This window comes from Pseudopedobacter beijingensis (assembly GCF_042678145.1).
GTDB lineage: Bacteria > Bacteroidota > Bacteroidia > Sphingobacteriales > Sphingobacteriaceae > Pseudopedobacter > Pseudopedobacter beijingensis.
Window position 1 is genome coordinate 1 of the sequence record NZ_JBHUDG010000007.1, and the last position, 17,866, is coordinate 17,866.

Sequence of the window (17,866 nt, forward strand, 5' to 3'; positions counted from 1 at the left end):
TCTACTGCCATTTTCTTAAAAGAATCATCAAATACTCTTCTCATGTGTAAACAAATTTAAATCTATTTCTTAAAATCTGTCTCCACTCAAAGGTAGCAACTCCAGAACGCCCTTCCGGCCTGATAAGATTTGGCAGCGTAACCATAGCAATCTTCATTTACTAACATATAATACGGCATCAACAATGCAATCTGACGTGGTGCATAACCAGTCATAAACCACTTAACAAACCCACGTGTGCAGATTGCAGCTGTCAAAAGATTGGTATAGGTGAAGCAACAAAGGTTATAAGCCTTGATTTTTTTGGTTCGTTTTTCATCAAGGAAAAATGAACTAGGCCTGTCTGGCTATGAAGACGGAAAGCCATGAGCGGAAGAAAAGAATAATACTCAAACTAATATAGTTATTACCAATTAACTAACAGGCCCTTCGAGAGCCTCAGGGTGACGTGGTTTATTTAGGGTAGGAACGATGAACTTCTGAATGATGAACTATAGAATGATGAACTGTTATAACTATGAACGATCATAAACTATGAATTATGAACTATAGTCAATCAACTATGGTCTATTGACTATGGACTATGGACAATGGACTATATAAAAAACCTATTTACCGCCCTTTTCCTTCTTCTTATTCTCTGCTATATACCCGGAAAAAGAAATGCCTGAGCGCTGGTAACTGTTAACAGAAAGACTGGCATACCCAGATTCTGTGATACTGATATTTACGGAACTCACTTCTTTATAATCATTAGGAACAATAGTAATATCCCACTTACCTTTCTTTTTATTATACTTCTCGGTATACTTAAAGTTAGATGAAGTAAATTTAATACCGCCTTCATTTGGATTCATAGGGGCGGTATATGCCCTTCCGTAAAATGGCAAATAACTTACTATTTCTGTTGGCGTTACTTTAAAGTCATACTCACTGGTTAAATAAACCGAAGATCCTGATTGCGGAAGGGCAGTTTGCGCTATAAAATTATAGTCCTGATTTTTAATCATCTGCTTTAATTTATCGCCCTTTTCCTGACTTATAGCTAGTGTACTTATTCCCAGACAAAATGCTATGAGCATTAATTTAATTGCTTTCATTGTTCAGAATTTTAAATCTAGACTTAGAATCCCAAAATTTATACCATTAATCGTAAGTTATTACCGTTCCGTTCATGGTAGGATGTGCCGTACATACCAATACCCTTCCAGCTTCCACTTCATCATCGGTTAATACTTCGTTATAATCCATCCTCACACCGCCTGCTGTACAGGTAGCCGTACAGGTGCTGCACATACCTGACTTGCAAGAATATGGCAACTTAATACCATTTTCAAGCGCTACATCTAATATTCGTTTGGTATATGGAACCTCTAAATCATATACCGTATTTCTAAAGTGTAGTTTTATAGTGTAGGTATTTGTATCCACTATTTTTTCGGTAGTATCGTCATCATCTGCCTCATCTTCAGGTAATACAAATGTTTCCCGCTTTATTTGTGCAGAGGCAAACCCCATTCCCAGCAGACATATTCGGCATAAATCCATATAAAAAACAGGTCCACAGGTATAAAACAGTGCCTCTTTTTTATCAAACTCTAGATGCTCTTTTAAAATATCTTCTATGTAAAACCTGCTTAATCTGGCTTTTAACAGATTTTTATTGTTACTAAATATCCATATAATCTTTAATCTCTCCGGATATTTGGCTTGCCATTCTTCCAGTTCTTTAAGAAACAAGGTTTCTTCTCTCGATTTATTACTGAGGGCTAATACTATTTTAGAGTTCTTTTCTGTAACCAATGCAGTTTTCAATATGGAAAACAAGGGAGTAATCCCCACTCCTGCTGCAAAAAGAAAGACTGTACGGTATAATTCGGGCTGTGGTTCGTAGGTAAAAAGCCCCTGAGGTGCCTGTGCTGTAAAAATATCTCCAATTTTAATATCGTGGTGTAAAAAGCGGGATATCTCTCCATTCTCTACCCTTTTTACGGTTATACTAAGAGCTTCATTACAATCTGGCGAACTATTAAAAGAGTAAGAGCGCCTGAGCTCTCTTTCTCCGAAATGGAAAATCAATGATAAAAACTGACCGGCTTTATATTTTGGAAATGTTTTCCCTACTGATTCAAATTCAAAAGTAAGGTTATCTCCCGGTTGCTCTATCCTATTTACAACTTTTAACTGATACAGGTTTTCTTCATTCATAAGCTATTATAGTACATTTTAACGATGCAGACAAAAAATATTCAAAATCTTACATTAAGATATCCATTCAAGTCCATTTCCATATATATTTGTATTAAAATCGTGTACTACATTGCTTGAATTTTTCACGTATAAAACACCGTATGGTTTTGCTAAAAGCTTTAAAAAACATTATACGGATACTAACCTGAAACAAATCGTCATCCTTAGCATGGCTTTGTTCTTTATTAACTTCCTCAACCGGGTTTTCGCTTATGCTTTTCTGGACGACTTTATGTCTTTACAGGACTACGAAGAACTTTCTATACTCAACACCATACAGTTAGTAGGCTGTGTTTTCTTCTTCTTTACAGCAAGATGGGCATTTAAATCTGACAAATGGACATTAAAAAGTAAAACTGCATTAAGCCTTGCTTTTGTTTTATACATATTGCTTATCGCCTATTTTGTATGTTATGTCATCTCTTTTCATAATACAAAAAATACACTTATGCTATACCTTGCTGGCATTGTAACGGTAAGCTTATTTATCTGCCTGGAGATAAAACAGATAACAGGTATAGCGATAACCATGTGTTGCGTATATATTCTTAGCATTGTATTCAGAGATATTAAGTTTTCTGAGAAATTAATCAATATCACAGGTGCTATTATCACCAGCTCTTTATTGTTCTGTTTCTCCAGATACAGCTATTATTATAAATCGCAACATTTTATTCAACTTAAAGAACTGGAACAAAAAAACCGTGAAATTGAGTTACTGAATATCGAAAAGAATGAAATTCTTGCTTTTGTTGCCCATGATTTAAGAAACCCACTGAATAATATTGAAGGAATTAGTGAATTGCTTATTGCAGAAAAGCAAAATACGGATTTGCTTGATTTAATACTGAAATCTACAGTACATGCTAAAAAAATTATCGATGATCTGCTTAAAGCTGAAAAAGCGGAACAGGATTTATTAATGGAACCTGTAAATCTGGTTGCTTTTTTTAAGGATGAAACCAAAAAGTGGCAGGTTAACAGCGGCAGGAAAATAATATTACAAGAAAGTACAGAAGATGTTTTTGTTAAGATAAATCCTTCTAAACTTCAACGTGTTACTGATAATCTGATCTATAATGGCTTAAAATTCTCAAAAAGAGATACTCCAATAGAAATAGCTTTAAGTCAGAATAATAAATATGTAAACATTGCTATAAAGGATTATGGAATTGGCATTCCAAAGCATTTACTGTCTCAATTATTTGATCAGTTTTCTAAAGCAGGTCGTACAGGATTAAATGGCGAACAGTCGACCGGACTGGGCTTACATATTTCCAGAAAAATAATTGAACAATATGGAGGGAAGCTAAATGTATCCAGTAAAGAAAATGTAGGATCTACTTTCGTTATTACCTTACCTATTCTTAAATAAGGAAACCAATTTATTGGTTTAGGTTCTTTTAATAAAAACGGGGCTGTATCAAAAATAAAAATGTTGTCATTTCGATGAGTACTAGGTAGAGGAATCTCTTTTCTGAGTACTTCTGAAAGAGACCCCTCGACTGCGCTCGGGATGACAAGATCTATTTTAATACAGCCCCTTTAGTTGCATTAAACAAAATCTGTTTAATTGCTGCTGTTAGCTGCTTCTGCTGCTAATTGTTTTCTTTTTTCTTTAATGTACTTGTTTTGTTCTGGTGTTAAAATCTTGTAGTAAGCATCTGTACGCTCCTTGTTGATTTTAGTCAATTCTGCTTTTTTATCATCATCTGATAAAGCAGTATTTGCCTTAACTTCTTTAGTTGCTGACTTTGCCTTGTCTACAATAACTTTAATTGCGTCTTTTTGCTCTGGTGTTGCTTTAATCTCATCTAAAAATTCTTGCGAATAATACTGAATTTTAGCTGGTTTAGCTTCCTGAGCGTTAATGGAAACCAGAAGAGATAGCGATAAAAACGCTGTCAAGAAAATCTTTTTCATTTCTTTCAAATTAATAAGTATATCAAATATATTTATTTATCGAATTATCAGCAAAAAAAAGTAAATATTTTACAAATATAATTTTAGTTTATTTTAAAAACTTACAGGAATTTAAATTTCAAAAAATAATCACCATATATTCTTTTGGATAATTGTAGGCAGCGGTTATGCGTATTGCTCTTTTAAAGAGGTGATATCTGGCAATAAGAAAGAACACCAAGAAATTAAATAATAAACAGCAGCAGATTTAAATATTAAACATTATTATTGTATCAATTTAAACCATTTATCATCAACAGAATGACACATCAAGAAATTCTAAAAAAGGTTGAATGGAAAGACCTTAAAAATCTGAGCATTAAAGAGATGCTTATTGAAAATAACCTAACTATTCCTTGGTTTGTCATCTCCTTAACTTTAGCTTATTTTGGTTATTATATTTTAGCTTTACCCTTTTCTGCTTTTTTCTTTCTAACCGCATTAAGACAAGTCCATAATGGTTTTCATAATTCTCTTGGAACAAATAGGTTTCTTACAAGTTTGTCTCTTTACATCAATAGTGTATTAATGTTAGTTTCTATCCATGCTGTAAAGTTTAACCATATAAGGCACCACAAGTATTGCCTTACAGAAGAAGACTATGAAGGAAAGTCAGCAAATATGACTTGGTATGGCGCTATTCTATACGGACCTATACACATGTTTTTAATACATAAAGTAACTTTGCAGTTGGGAAATAAATATTACAAACGAAATGTAATCCTAGAACTCATCTCAATTTTAGTTTTTTTAGCTCTCATTTTTCACTTCCAAATCCACTTTCTTATATACCATGTGATTGTAATGATTATCGGAGAGTTTTTAATGGCATTTTTCGCTGTTTGGACAGTACACCACGATACGCATGATAGTCCTGATTTCGCCAGAACTCAACGAACAGGTTGGAAAAACAAATTAACATTCAGTATGTTTTATCATTTGGAACATCACTTATTCCCTGCTGTCCCCACGATTAAACTTCCTGAATTAGCAAAACGAATAGATGAAGTACTACCTGAAATAGAGAAAAAAGAAACGTTTTAATAACATAGTCTAGTAAAGATTTTAATATCTACAATATGTATCATTCTTTCTCCGAAACTATACCAGAACACTAAATCCCATAAACCATTTATGGCGTTTTTCCTGAATGTTTCTCCTCTATCCATTTGGACATAAACTTTGTAGATGCAAATGCGTGGTGCATTAACATTCGCCCCATAAAATTATGTTTTCTGTGGTGTTCCAGATCGTTTAACAAAAAGATAACAGCTTTAACAAAATCAGCAGTCAGCTTTATAGAAAAGTTTTGCTCCAATATCCGGTATCCATTCTCTACAGATTGTTTCCATAACATTTGATCTGTATAAAGTTCTACGGCTTTTTCAGCAAATAAACTGGCATCGTCCTCTATAAAACCAGCCCATGGTAAACCTAAATCCATTGCTTCTGCTCCTATAGCGGTAGTTACATTAGGTGTTCCATAAAACATCGCATCTATCAATTTCCCTTTTAAACCTGCACCAAATCTTAGCGGAGCCAGACATACTCGGGAGGCCGACATTACGTCTGCCACACTATCTGCCCTGCCTTCTATATAAAAGCCTTCTTTTTTATTATCCAGAGTTAATACTTTTTGCGAAGGGTATGCTCCATAAACCTTTAAAATGGCTTTAGGTAAGCGCTTTCTTATCGCAGGCCAGATCTGTTCTTTAAGGTACAAAACAGCATTCCAATTAGGTTCATGCAAAAAATTACCTATACTGATAAACCCTGCCCGCTCATTAAAATCAGGTAATTGGATTTCATCAGATCGCTCTATTTGAAAAGGAAGATAAAACAACAACGAATCATCTATCTTAAAAACATCTTTAAGGATTTTCATTTCGTAGGCAGATATCACCAACGTCATATCGCAGCGATAAATACTGGCAATTTCCCGGAAAGCCATTTCAGTATCTAACAGATCCTCTTGCTTAAAAGAACGTTGTTGCTTAAAAGCAGCCTGTCTGGCATACCTTAACGTATGTAAATCTTCTGTATCCAGAATACGCAGAGCCTGAGGGCAGGCTTCGGCCACACGCCAACCAAACTGCTCTTCTACCATAAACCGGTCAAACATCACTATATCAGGGCGCAGATCTTTTACAAAATCATCAAAAGTGCTACTATTCAGTAAAATCTGGTATTTTTCAACGCCCAGACTTTCCAAATCTGACATAAAGGGACTCTCTGCCGCAGTAGAAACAAAGGTTACTTTCCAATGCTGCTTTAAAAATGTACCAATCAGGTACATCATCCTGGAACCTGCTGCTGATGAATTGGGTTCTGGCCATACCGAACCAATAATTAATATTTTAGGTAAATCGTTCAAAACAAATCAACTGTATTAAAAATCAATACAGAGTATATTAATAGGGTTTATTTAGAATTGCTTCTTTAATGATGGCGTCTTTAAGATCAAAATCTACGATATGGTTATCAGGAAGAATCTCTTCTTCTAAGGTAACTCTTTGTATTCCCTTACTAACGGCTACATGCTTTTTAGCTTTCTGCTTTATAGGATGTGTAAAATGTCCAGTAAGAGAAACACGATCCAGCTTTTCATAAACCATAGCTTCACGCTCATCTTTAACCATCAATTCTCTTGCTTCCGCTTTATAGTCTGGCTTCAGTTCTATAGTTTTCGTACTTTTCCCAATAAAAGGCTCTATAACAACCTCTTCCGGATAAACCTCCACTTCAGGAGCCTTTCCCGGATTCCTTTTTCTAGCCTTTTCCTGCTCCTTTTGGAAGTTTTGGTAAGCCTGATAAAGGAAATACCCTATAACCGCGATGATGTAAAACAGATTTTCCACTTCCGCAAATTAATAAATTAATTAGTTTTGGGAAAATTATTGGAAACAGACGGGATTTATTATAAATGCAGCTAAATAAGTTAGAAATAAAAGGTTTTAAAAGTTTTGGTGATAAGATAACCATTAATTTCAATGAAGGGGTTACGGCAATTGTTGGCCCTAATGGATGTGGTAAATCTAATGTTGTAGATGCTATAAGATGGGTTTTGGGCGAACAAAGCACCCGAACTTTAAGATCTGAGAAAATGGAAAACATTATTTTTAATGGTACCAAAACCAGAAAACCCGCCAACCTTGCAGAAGTATCTCTTACGTTTGACAATACCAGAAATGTATTACCTACAGAATTTTCTCAGGTTACCATTACCCGTAAGTTATACCGGACCGGCGAATCTGAATACCGCTTAAACGATGTTCAATGTCGCTTAAAAGACATTACAGACCTTTTTCTGGACACTGGGATAGGTTCCGACTCCTACTCTATTATTGAGCTTAAAATGATTGACGAAATCATTGCCAATAAAGAAGGTTCCAGACGAGCTCTGTTTGAAGAAGCTTCTGGTATTTCTAAATACAAACTGCGTAAAAAACAAACTTTTAATAAATTAAAAGATACGGAAGCTGATCTAAGTCGTGTAGAGGATTTACTTTTTGAAATAGAAAGAAACTTAAAGACACTGGAAAATCAGGCTAAAAAGGCAGAGAAATATTACCGTATTAAAGAACAGTACAAGAACCTGAGTATTATACTGGCCTCTTTCAAGATTATTGGTTTCAGAGATTCACTGGAAAGCCTCGAAGGTCAGGAAAAGGAACTTGCTGAGTTAAAAACCAATGTTAATACGCAGACAGATAAACTGGATGCCGATATACAGAAACATAAATTCAGCAACCTTACCAAGGAAAAAAACCTATCTGTACAACAAAAAGCTACAAATGAGTTTATTTCTAAAATAAGAGCTTACGAGAGTGATAAGAAAATCAAAAATGAACAATTAAGGTTTTTACAAGATAAAGAACAGAAGCTGACCGAAGAGCTGGAGAAAGACAAAAATCAGCTAAACCACGTTTTCTATAATATAAAAAGACTGAATGAAGATCGTTTACAGGAAGAACAATCTTTGCAGAGCGTAAGCTCTAACTTAAATGCTTTTAAAGAAGAGGTGGAAGAATTAAGGGTTCAGCAACAATCTTCAAAACTAAGTTTAGATCAGACACAAAAAGAAGCATCCAATCTGCAAAATAAGTTGTATCAGACCGATAAAGACATCGAAATACTAAAAATACAACGTGATGCACTGGAACAGGAAAGTATACGCAATATAGAAGATACAGCCTCTAAAGAAACTCAACTTTCTGAATTTAACAAAGTGGTTGCCGAATTGGAACAAAAACTGGAGAGCAAGCAACATCAATTTAACCATTTGCAAAAAATGGAAGATGAAATGAAAGAACAGCTGCTTGCCCAGGAAGAAAGCCTGGCAGAGGATAAAGACCATCTTAATAATTTAAGCAGACGTTTAGATGCCCGCCAGAATGAGTATAACCTCACCAAAAGCATGGTAGATAATCTGGAGGGTTTTCCAGAGTCTATCCGTTTCCTTAAAAAAAGTACGCAATGGGCTAAAAAAGCGCCCCTGCTTTCCGATATTTTATTCTGTAGAGAAGATTTCAGGGTTCCTATAGAAAACTTTCTGGAACCTTTAATGAATCATTATGTGGTAGAAACTTACGATGATGCCATTGAAGCGATCAAATTATTGAGCGATTCTTCTCGCGGAAAGGCAAACTTTTTTATCCTGAACAATATAGCTGAAAAAGAGTCGGCAAGTATTCCAACACCTGATGGTGCAGTTTCTGTATTAACAGTTACAGAAACCGATAAAAAATACCGAAATCTTTTCAACCACTTACTGCATAATGTTTTTCTGGTTAATGATGACAGCGATAAAGACCTTAACAATGAAAACTTGCCTGCAGATGTAGTTTTAATAGGTAAATCCGGTAAGTTTAGTAAAACCAGACATACCCTGTCCGGCGGTTCCGTTGGTTTATTTGAAGGAAAAAGAATTGGACGCGCAAAAAACCTTGAAAACCTGAGTAAGGAAATCAAGGATCTTGATAGTCAAATCAAGAAACTTAAAGCCGGTATTGACGAGAATACCATTAAAATAGCTTCTTTAAAAGCCGCAACCAAAGCACAGGAAATTGCCCTGTTAACGACAGAGATTAATCTTTTGCAAAACGAACTTATTTCTGTAAAAACAAAACAAGAGCAGTACCAGTCTTTCATCTCCAATAGTCAGAACCGGAAACAGGATATTGAAACCAAATTGCAGCATATTGCTACAGAACTACTAAAACTGGAGCCTTTAATTGCAGAGATTAACACGCAAAAGCAAACCATATCTGACAAGTTGATTGAACAGCAAGCTGCTTTTAACGAGCTAAGCGAGGTATTAACTATGCGTTCTTCTGCATTTAATGCAGAAAATATCAAGTTCCATCAGCAACAAAATAAAGTAAGCAGTATTGATAAAGATCTTGAATACAGAGATTCACTGAAAGAAAATCTGGAAACACGAATCAATGCGAACAGTACTGAGCTGGAAAAAACAAAGGCTACGATTAAAGAAACCCTGCAGCATGTAGACCATAACGATGAAGACCTGATAGCGATGTATACGCAGAAAGAGGAAATGGAAAAAGCGCTTCAGGAGGCAGAAAAAGAATATTACGCTGCCCGGGGATTAGTAAACGACCTGGAGATTGAACTTACTGAGCTTAGACGGAAAAAAGAAAACGTAGATACCCTGACAACGGAAATAAAAGACAAGAAAAACAACCTTCGTATAGAGCTCAATTCTCTTAAAGAACGTCTTTCTGTGGAGTTTAATCTGGATATTGAAGATCTTTTAGATAATGAAATACCAGAAGATGCCTCTGAAGACGACGCTAAAGAAAAAGTAGACCGTTTGAAAAAACAGTTAGATGATTTTGGAGCTATCAATTCCATGGCAATGGATGCTTACAAAGAGATGGAAGAACGCTATACTTTTATTCAGGTACAGAAAAAGGATCTTGTAGAAGCAAAAGAATCTTTGTTACAAACCATCAAAGAGATAGACGATACTGCAAAGGATAAATTTATGGCTGCATTTACGGCAGTTAGAGAAAACTTTATGAGGGTATTCAGATCGCTGTTTAACGAGGAAGACAGTTGCGATCTTATCCTTAGTAATCCGGACAGTCCTCTAGACTCTGACATAGATATTATTGCGCGACCAAAAGGGAAACGCCCTTTATCTATCAATCAGCTTTCTGGTGGCGAAAAGACATTAACAGCTACGGCACTCCTGTTTTCGCTATACCTTCTAAAACCTGCTCCTTTCTGTATTTTTGATGAAGTTGATGCACCTTTAGATGATACTAATATTGATAAATTCAATAACATCATCAGAAAATTCTCCAACGAATCACAGTTTATTGTGGTATCGCATAATAAGCGTACCATTGCAAGTACAGATATTATTTATGGTGTAACTATGGTAGAACAAGGTGTTTCCCGAGTAGTTGCCGTAGATTTAAGAGAAGTAGCTGCTTAGTAAGCTATTTCTCTTAGATTTTTAAAAACTCAACATGCGTTATTCTAAAAGTAGTTCATCGTTCCTACCCTAAATAAACCACGTCACCCTGAGGCTCTCGAAGGGTCTGTTTGTTAATTGGCAATACCATTAACACTTACTGCGATAAGATCCTGATAATAAGATCACTTCGTTCCTCGCAATGACGATTTGTTTTATAGTCCATTGTCCATAGTCCATAGTCGATAGACCATAGTTTATCATTCATAGTTTATAAACATTCATCATTCTATAGTTCGTAGTTATAACAGCTCATCATTCAGAAGTTCATCTCGTTCCTACCTTAAATAAACAACGTCACCCTGAGGCTCTCGAAGGGCCTGTTTGTTGATTAACAATAACTATATTAGTTTGAGTATTATTCTTTTCTTCCGCTCATGGCTTTCCGTCTTCATAGCCAGACAGGCCTAGTTCATTTTTCCTTGATGAAAAACGAACCAAAAAAATCAAGGCTTATAACCTTTGTTGCTTCACCTATACCAATCTTTTGACAGCTGCAATCTGCACACGTGGGTTTGTTAATTGGTTTATGATTGGTTATGCACCACGTCAGATTGCATTGTTGGTGCCGTATTATATGTTAGTAAATGAAGATTGCTATGGTTACGCTGCCAAATCTTATCAGGCCGGAAGGGCGTTCTTAGCAATGGCTTTGCTTGTTTATTGTCCATTGTCAATAGACCATAGTTCATAGTTCATCATTAACTAGTTATAATCGTTCATTGTTTTAAACCTTCATCATTCTATAGTTCATAGTTATAACAGTTCATCATTCAGAAGTTCATCGTTTTAAACCTTCATCATTCCCTCCTACACTTACGCCTCTCCTTCATTTTTCCTTCACTTTGCTTAGACTGTTCCTTACCATCTCCGTTACTTCTCCTACGATTTTCCTACGTTTGGCTTACGATTCTCTTACGTTTTTCCTACGCCGGTCTTACGTTTCTCTTACGTCGCTCTTACGTGGAGTAAAATAAATGCAGGAAAAGTGTAAGAAAACAGCAGAATCTGTTCAGGTGTTGGTTATAAGCAATTCTGGTAATCTCTTCTAAAATGGGTATATAAAGGGTAGAAACACACATAAGACCATAACATGCCCTCTCTTTTATAATCTTACGCTTTTGATATTTATATAAGAATTTAGCTGTATTTCCTATTTAGAATCAGAAATGTAGAGGCTAACAATACACCACTTAAAGCCATTCCCATACCTACCAGCAAGGGTGAATTGTAGGCAAAACCATAAACCAATGGTAAGCCGCCAAAATAAGCCCCAAATGTATTTCCTATATTGAAACTAGCCTGACCTGCGGCTGCAGCCAGAGTCTCGGACCCTTTAGCTGTTCCTATTAGCATCATCTGTAGAGGCGAACCTGCCATAAATGAAACTATACCGGTAACAAAAGACATCAGGTATGCCATAAAAGTAATATGGGTAGTAAAATAGACAATAAGCAAACAGGTAGCCATTAAGGAAAAACACACAATTGTGGCCTTATTAGCACCTATTGTATCGGATAACTTTCCTCCAATCAAGTTCCCAAAAAACATTCCCAAACCTACTAGTATCATTATTAAAGGAACTTTTGCTGGTTCCAGGTGAGCTATATTTGTCATTAACGGCGCTATATAGCTTAACCAGGAAAAAAGTCCGCCTGTACCTATAGAAATAATAGCTACCAATAGCCAGGCTTTCCAGGTTTTAAAAAATTGGAGCTGATCTGTTAATGAACCTTTAGCATCGTTCTGAATATTTGGAAGCCATATTTTTACAGCAATCATAGTGGCTAAACCAAACAGAGCTATTACTGCATAAGAAATGCGCCACGAGTAATGATGACCTACAAAAGTCCCTAAAGGCACTCCCGCTAAATTGGCAATAGTCATTCCCGTAAACATAATACTGATAGCTTGTGCTTCTTTCCCTCTTTCGGCTATTTTTGCAGCTACAACAGACCCTACACCAAAGAAAGCGCCATGGGGTAAGCCTGACAAAAAGCGAAATAACAATAATGAATTCTGCTCTGGGGCAAATGCAAACAAGCCATTAAATAGGGTAAATAATAGCATTAACACAATCAGTACTTTTTTAGAGGGATACTTTGCTGATGCCATTACCAAAACCGGAGCTCCCACAACTACTCCTAAAGCATAGATAGCGATAAGATGACCTGCCGTGGGTATATCTATCTGCAAATCTTTGGCAATATCCGGGAGAATCCCCATCATCGTAAACTCGGTCATCCCAATTGCAAAAGAGCCAAAGGCCAATGATAATAGACTTTTCTTCAACATGTAAAAAGCAGCTAAAAATTTTGAAGGCACAAAGATACGTTTTTACAAGGCTAAGGATGTTAAGTTAAATTAAATGATACAATGTGATATTTTCATGACAGTGGGATTAAAACTCAATAAAATATCAAAAACGGCTACCGCCCTATTCTATGCTAAAGCTATTTTAAAACAACTTATTTTATTGAAACTTCAGTATTAAATATATTTCTATCTGTAGATTTGGCCCCCATATTCTAATCCAATAAACAAAAACAACTGTTTAACCTTACTTCGATATTTGATTTCTAAATGTTAAATTGTGCCATGATCAAGAAATCTATCCTATACATCATGGCCGCAATGTTCTTTTGTCAAGCGGGATATGCACAAAAGAAAGCGAAAAAACAAAGGCAGGAAAGTAACGATGCTCCATATAGCGAACTTGTTTATGGAGATCACACCTATATTCCACAAATAAAAAGTGTGGAGTTATACAATAGCGAAAAAGTTCAGTCCTTCCCTATCATGTATTTAGGTTCTACTGAAAAAATACAACTTAAGTTTGATGATTTACGCAGTGGAAACAGGAATATCTACTATACTTTGGTGCATTGTGACGCCTTATGGAATCCTACCTCCCTAAGCCCTATTGAGTATCTGGTTAGTTTTAGCGAGGATCGTATCAACGATTATAAATTATCTTTTAATACTTACCAAAATTACACGCATTACAATCTAACGATACCCAACGATATGGTACAGCCAAAACTTTCGGGAAATTACCTCTTAAAGATATATGAAGATGGTGATCAAAACCGTTTGCTGCTTACCAAACGTTTTTATGTGGTGAGTCCTAAAGTAAAAATTGAACCACAGATTGTACAATCTAACGTGATACCTGAAAGGAATAAAAGACAGAAAATCAATTTCAATATTAACCATACGGGATTAAATATTCAAAATCCGTATCAGGAGATCAGAACAATTATTTTACAGAACGAACGCTACGATTTACAAAAGATAACAGATAAACCTGTTTTTGTGAGGAACAATATGTTGATCTATAACGACATTAAAACGAATGATTTTAATGGAGGTAACGAATTCAGGCGTTTTGATACAAGGAGTATGCGTTTTAAGTCGCAAACCACGGCTAATTTATATCAGGATTCGCTATATAGCATCCTTCTTTATGCCGATCCTAACTGGAACACCTCTAAATATACTTCTCAGTTTGATGAAAATGGTAATTTCTATATCATTAACCAGGATGGTAGTCAGCCGGATTATGATGGAGATTATGCCTGGGTTTATTTCACGTTATTATCTGCGCCTCCGTCAGAAAACGGTTTTGCTTATATTGTGGGGAAATTTAATAATTACCAAAAGGACGAGGAATCGAGAATGATTTATGACCCGGTTAAAAAACAGTTTCATAAAAAAATGCTGTTAAAACAGAGTGTTACAGACTATCATTACACCTGGGCCGATAAGGACGGAAAATTACTGGACGATAATGCTTTTGATGGTAGCTTTTATGAAACGGAGAACAATTATCAGTTATTGGTGTATTATAAGCAACCGGGATCCCGTTACGAAGAGCTGGTGGCTTTTTCGCAGATTAACACAAACAACTTGATGGGAAAAAATTAGTATGGCAAATCAAAAAAAAGCAAAGGAATCTTTAGTAATGATGAGTGAACTGGTATTACCCAATGATACCAATATGTTACACAATTTAATGGGAGGCAGATTGTTGCACTGGATGGATATTGCTGCGGGTATCTCGGCACAACGCCATTGCAATCATATTGCTGTTACTGCATCTGTAGACAATGTTTCTTTCAGAAATCCGGTTAAATTGGGTGATGTAATTACTATACAGGCTAAGGTAACGCGCTCTTTTAATACTTCTATGGAAGTAAGGTTAACGGTATATGCAGAAAATATTCCCTCGGGCAGCAAGGTTAAATCCAATGAAGCTTTTTACACCTTTGTAGCTTTAGACCAGGACGGTAATAAAACGCAGGTTCCTGAACTGATTGCCGAAACGGAAGAAGAGAAACAGCTTTTCGAATCAGCATTACAAAGACGCGAACTGCGATTGGTGCTGGCGGGTAAAATGAGTCCAAAAGAGGCCTCTTCTATTAAATCTATATTTTCGTGAATTAATTGAATGATGAATTTTAAAAAACTGATTAAGGAAAATACAGGCTTTATAATTTCTCTGGTAGTTATGGGCTTTATTTTATTTAATCCTCCGGTAAGGGCTTTTTTTACCCGACAAATTTTAAAGACAGGTTTATTCTCTCCTAAAATATCGGATAATGCCGAAGAACTAAAACAGGATTTATTACTGAAAGATATAAATGGTAAGCTCATCAGCTTAAAAGAGCTTGAAGGAAAAGTAGTTTTTATTAACTTCTGGGCTACATGGTGCCCGCCTTGTATTGCAGAAATGCCATCTATCCAAAAGCTTTATGATGAAACACAAGGTTTAAATGTTGTTTTTGCCATGGTTGATGTAGATAATGATCCGGATAAAGCATTAAAGTTTTTAGAAAAAGGTAATTTTACGCTTCCTCTATATCATCCTTCTTCTTCTATTAGCGATCAATTATTTGAGGGTAGCTTACCTACCACTATTGTGCTGAACAAAAAGGGACAAATTGTGTTAAAACAGCAGGGAATGTCTGATTATGCGGACAAGAAATTTATTGACAAGATTAAAAGTCTGGTTACGGAATAACAAAACATGAAACTACCTATTTTTATTACCGGTATTGGGACTGGTATTGGAAAAACGATTACTTCGGCTATTTTAACTGAAAAACTGCAGGCTGATTATTGGAAGCCTATACAATCTGGTGATCTGGATGATTCTGATACCTTGAATGTACAAAAGCTAATTTCTAATGGAAAAACCCAATTCCACAGAGAAAGCTATCGGTTAACCCAACCTTTTTCTCCTCATAAATCGGCTAAACTGGATAATGTTTCTATTGAGCTGGAACAAATACTAAAACCTAATACGGAGAATTTGTTATTGATTGAGGGGGCTGGCGGACTTATGGTGCCTCTTAACGAGAAACAGCTGATAATAGATCTTATTGCTCATTTAAAGGCCGAGGTGGTACTGGTTTCTCAGAACTATTTAGGTTCTATTAACCATACTTTATTAAGTATAGAATTGTTAAATAACAGGAACATCCCTATTAAAGGAATTGTTTTTAATGGTAAGGATGATTCTAATGAGAAATTTATTCTTCGCTATTCTGGTTTAAAAAGCCTGGGAAATATTCCCCAATTACCTGTTGTTGATGCTGATAGTATTAAAAAGGCTGGTGAGTCAATTATTTGGGATAGTTAAGGTTTACCTTATCTTACTAGAGTTCTATGTATGAGTATATCTGAGATTCTATCTGCTATTTCTCACCGTCCGTGGCCTATTCCGAGCGGAAAGTGGGTATATTATCAGGAATGGAACCAAACTATTTTTTTGCATTGGGAGGTGAAGTATGATGCTTTAAGAAAACTGGTTGCTCCTGAGATGGAATTAGATAGTTTTGAGGGGAAATACTATATTTCTGTGGTTCCTTTCAGCATGCAGTATATCAGGCCACGTAGTTTACCTGCTGTGGGGTTTATATCCAACTTTCACGAAATAAACGTCAGAACTTATGTTTTGAAGGATAATAAACCGGGTGTTTTATTCCTGAATATTGAGGCAGAGAAATGGATTTCGACTTTTATCGCTAAACAACTTTCGGGACTCCCCTACGAAAAAGCAAGCATTAATAGAAATAAGGGTAATTATAATTCCAATAATTTAAATAAAGGTTTTTACCTGCATATTGATTTTGAAATTAAAAACCAACTTACAAGTAAATCGGATTTGGATAAATGGTTAACGGAACGCTATTGTCTTTATCTAAAAAAAGATAATAGATTGTTTAGGTACGAGATTCACCATCAGGAATGGGAACTGAACGAAATCTCTATTGATAATTTAAAACTAAACTATAAATTGGGCGAGGTTCATCTAAATGAATCTCTTCCTTATATCGCTCATTATTCTAAAGGGGTGCAGGTATTGGCATGGGAAAGGGAGGTGATTTTTTAGATTGATTTCATTTGCTGGTATTGTTAATGATGCTTATAGTTGATTGATGTTATAATTAGCACTTTTAGCATAGGCATGCTACGTTAATGATAGTCTGTGATAATTCTTTTCTTTTTTCAAAAAGAAACAAAAAGTATTTTCAATCCACCTGGTGCCTTTACCCTCTTGCCCTTTGCTCTTCAAAAAACTATTAGCGCTTATTTTTATTCGCAAGTACTGATCTGAACGCTTATGCAAACCCGGACATAAAACCACTTACGTTATAGGCTTGGCAGTAGTGTATTGATTGTTTAAGGTACAGTTTTTTGATTTATCCGGCACCTGGGATTGAAGGCGTTCTTAGGTAATTATTGTGCTTTTATTAATAGGATGTCTTGTATGATGGAGTATGAAGACAAAGAAGTTAAAGCGTTTTATCCTATTCTGCAAAAACATTGTAAAAATGATTGCACATCATATCAACTGGCACAGCCGAGCCTCTAATGAAATGGTTTCTTTGCCCATTATCTTCTTAAACGCTAATATATCACTGAGGCAAAGAAAAGACAGCGATCACATTTTTGTGCTGAGCGCAGGGAAATACCTAAGCCATCAAAAGAAAAAAGTTTTTTGGTTTACTTTTTTAAAAAAAGTAAAAATATACCAGCGTTATTAATAAAGCAGATTGCCTATCCTAAATTTTATAAATAGTGCTTTTAGCATAGGCATGCTACATTAATGATAGTCTGTGATAGTTCTTTTCTTTTTTCAAAAAG

General features: G+C 35.6%; 15 protein-coding genes. 9 read left to right on the top strand and 6 right to left on the bottom strand.

From position 1 onward, the window contains the following. Positions 1 to 608: 608 nt before the first annotated feature. Positions 609 to 1,100 (bottom strand): DUF4251 domain-containing protein, encoded by a 492-nt coding sequence (locus ACFSAH_RS07635; RefSeq protein ID WP_379662122.1) that lies wholly within the window; start codon positions 1,098 to 1,100, stop codon positions 609 to 611. Positions 1,101 to 1,146: 46 nt separating this feature from the next. Then, positions 1,147 to 2,208, bottom strand: coding sequence for a 2Fe-2S iron-sulfur cluster-binding protein (locus ACFSAH_RS07640; RefSeq protein ID WP_379662123.1), 1,062 nt, complete (start codon positions 2,206 to 2,208; stop codon positions 1,147 to 1,149). A 112-nt stretch (positions 2,209 to 2,320) separates the two neighbouring features. On the opposite strand from ACFSAH_RS07640, the gene ACFSAH_RS07645 reads away from it, so the two are divergent. Further along, positions 2,321 to 3,625, top strand: coding sequence for a sensor histidine kinase (locus ACFSAH_RS07645; RefSeq protein ID WP_379662124.1), 1,305 nt, complete (start codon positions 2,321 to 2,323; stop codon positions 3,623 to 3,625). Between the two features lie 194 nt (positions 3,626 to 3,819). On the opposite strand, the gene ACFSAH_RS07650 is transcribed toward ACFSAH_RS07645, so the two are convergent. Beyond that, on the bottom strand, positions 3,820 to 4,173 hold the full coding sequence (locus tag ACFSAH_RS07650) for a hypothetical protein (RefSeq protein ID WP_379662125.1): 354 nt from the start codon (positions 4,171 to 4,173) through the stop codon (positions 3,820 to 3,822). 300 nt (positions 4,174 to 4,473) lie between these two features. Between ACFSAH_RS07650 and ACFSAH_RS07655 the strand changes: the two genes are divergently transcribed. Beyond that, positions 4,474 to 5,256, top strand: a complete 783-nt coding sequence (locus tag ACFSAH_RS07655; RefSeq protein ID WP_379662126.1) for a fatty acid desaturase family protein — start codon at positions 4,474 to 4,476, stop codon at positions 5,254 to 5,256. A gap of 88 nt (positions 5,257 to 5,344) precedes the next feature. Here ACFSAH_RS07655 and ACFSAH_RS07660 read toward each other — a convergent pair whose 3' ends face one another. Further along, on the bottom strand, positions 5,345 to 6,586 hold the full coding sequence (locus tag ACFSAH_RS07660; protein WP_379662127.1) for a glycosyltransferase family 4 protein: 1,242 nt from the start codon (positions 6,584 to 6,586) through the stop codon (positions 5,345 to 5,347). Between the two features lie 37 nt (positions 6,587 to 6,623). Continuing rightward, positions 6,624 to 7,070, bottom strand: a complete 447-nt coding sequence (locus ACFSAH_RS07665) for a hypothetical protein (RefSeq protein WP_379662128.1) — start codon at positions 7,068 to 7,070, stop codon at positions 6,624 to 6,626. A 65-nt stretch (positions 7,071 to 7,135) separates the two neighbouring features. Between ACFSAH_RS07665 and smc the strand changes: the two genes are divergently transcribed. Both smc and ACFSAH_RS07675 read left to right on the top strand, forming a co-directional pair. Continuing rightward, a complete protein-coding gene (smc, locus tag ACFSAH_RS07670) occupies positions 7,136 to 10,675 on the top strand; it encodes a chromosome segregation protein SMC (RefSeq protein ID WP_379662129.1) in 3,540 nt (1,179 codons plus the stop codon). 568 nt (positions 10,676 to 11,243) lie between these two features. Beyond that, positions 11,244 to 11,408, top strand: coding sequence for a hypothetical protein (locus ACFSAH_RS07675; RefSeq protein WP_379662130.1), 165 nt, complete (start codon positions 11,244 to 11,246; stop codon positions 11,406 to 11,408). Positions 11,409 to 11,854: 446 nt separating this feature from the next. On the opposite strand, the gene ACFSAH_RS07680 is transcribed toward ACFSAH_RS07675, so the two are convergent. Then, positions 11,855 to 13,009, bottom strand: coding sequence for an MFS transporter (locus ACFSAH_RS07680; protein ID WP_379662131.1), 1,155 nt, complete (start codon positions 13,007 to 13,009; stop codon positions 11,855 to 11,857). A 303-nt stretch (positions 13,010 to 13,312) separates the two neighbouring features. Between ACFSAH_RS07680 and ACFSAH_RS07685 the strand changes: the two genes are divergently transcribed. Genes ACFSAH_RS07685 through ACFSAH_RS07705 form a run of 5 tightly spaced genes read left to right on the top strand, consistent with a single transcriptional unit; the run spans position 13,313 to position 17,111 of the window. Continuing rightward, the gene (locus ACFSAH_RS07685) at positions 13,313 to 14,641 is read left to right on the top strand and encodes a type IX secretion system plug protein (protein ID WP_379662132.1); all 1,329 of its coding nucleotides are present in this window, start codon (positions 13,313 to 13,315) and stop codon (positions 14,639 to 14,641) included. 1 nt (position 14,642) lies between these two features. Next, entirely contained in the window at positions 14,643 to 15,155 is a 513-nt protein-coding gene (locus tag ACFSAH_RS07690; RefSeq protein WP_379662133.1) for an acyl-CoA thioesterase, read from the top strand. Positions 15,156 to 15,164: 9 nt separating this feature from the next. Next, positions 15,165 to 15,737, top strand: coding sequence for a TlpA family protein disulfide reductase (locus ACFSAH_RS07695; RefSeq protein ID WP_379662134.1), 573 nt, complete (start codon positions 15,165 to 15,167; stop codon positions 15,735 to 15,737). Between the two features lie 6 nt (positions 15,738 to 15,743). Further along, on the top strand, positions 15,744 to 16,358 hold the full coding sequence (bioD, locus tag ACFSAH_RS07700; RefSeq protein ID WP_379662135.1) for a dethiobiotin synthase: 615 nt from the start codon (positions 15,744 to 15,746) through the stop codon (positions 16,356 to 16,358). A gap of 30 nt (positions 16,359 to 16,388) precedes the next feature. After that, a complete protein-coding gene (locus tag ACFSAH_RS07705) occupies positions 16,389 to 17,111 on the top strand; it encodes a YqjF family protein (protein WP_379662136.1) in 723 nt (240 codons plus the stop codon). The last annotated feature ends 755 nt before the right edge of the window (positions 17,112 to 17,866 follow it).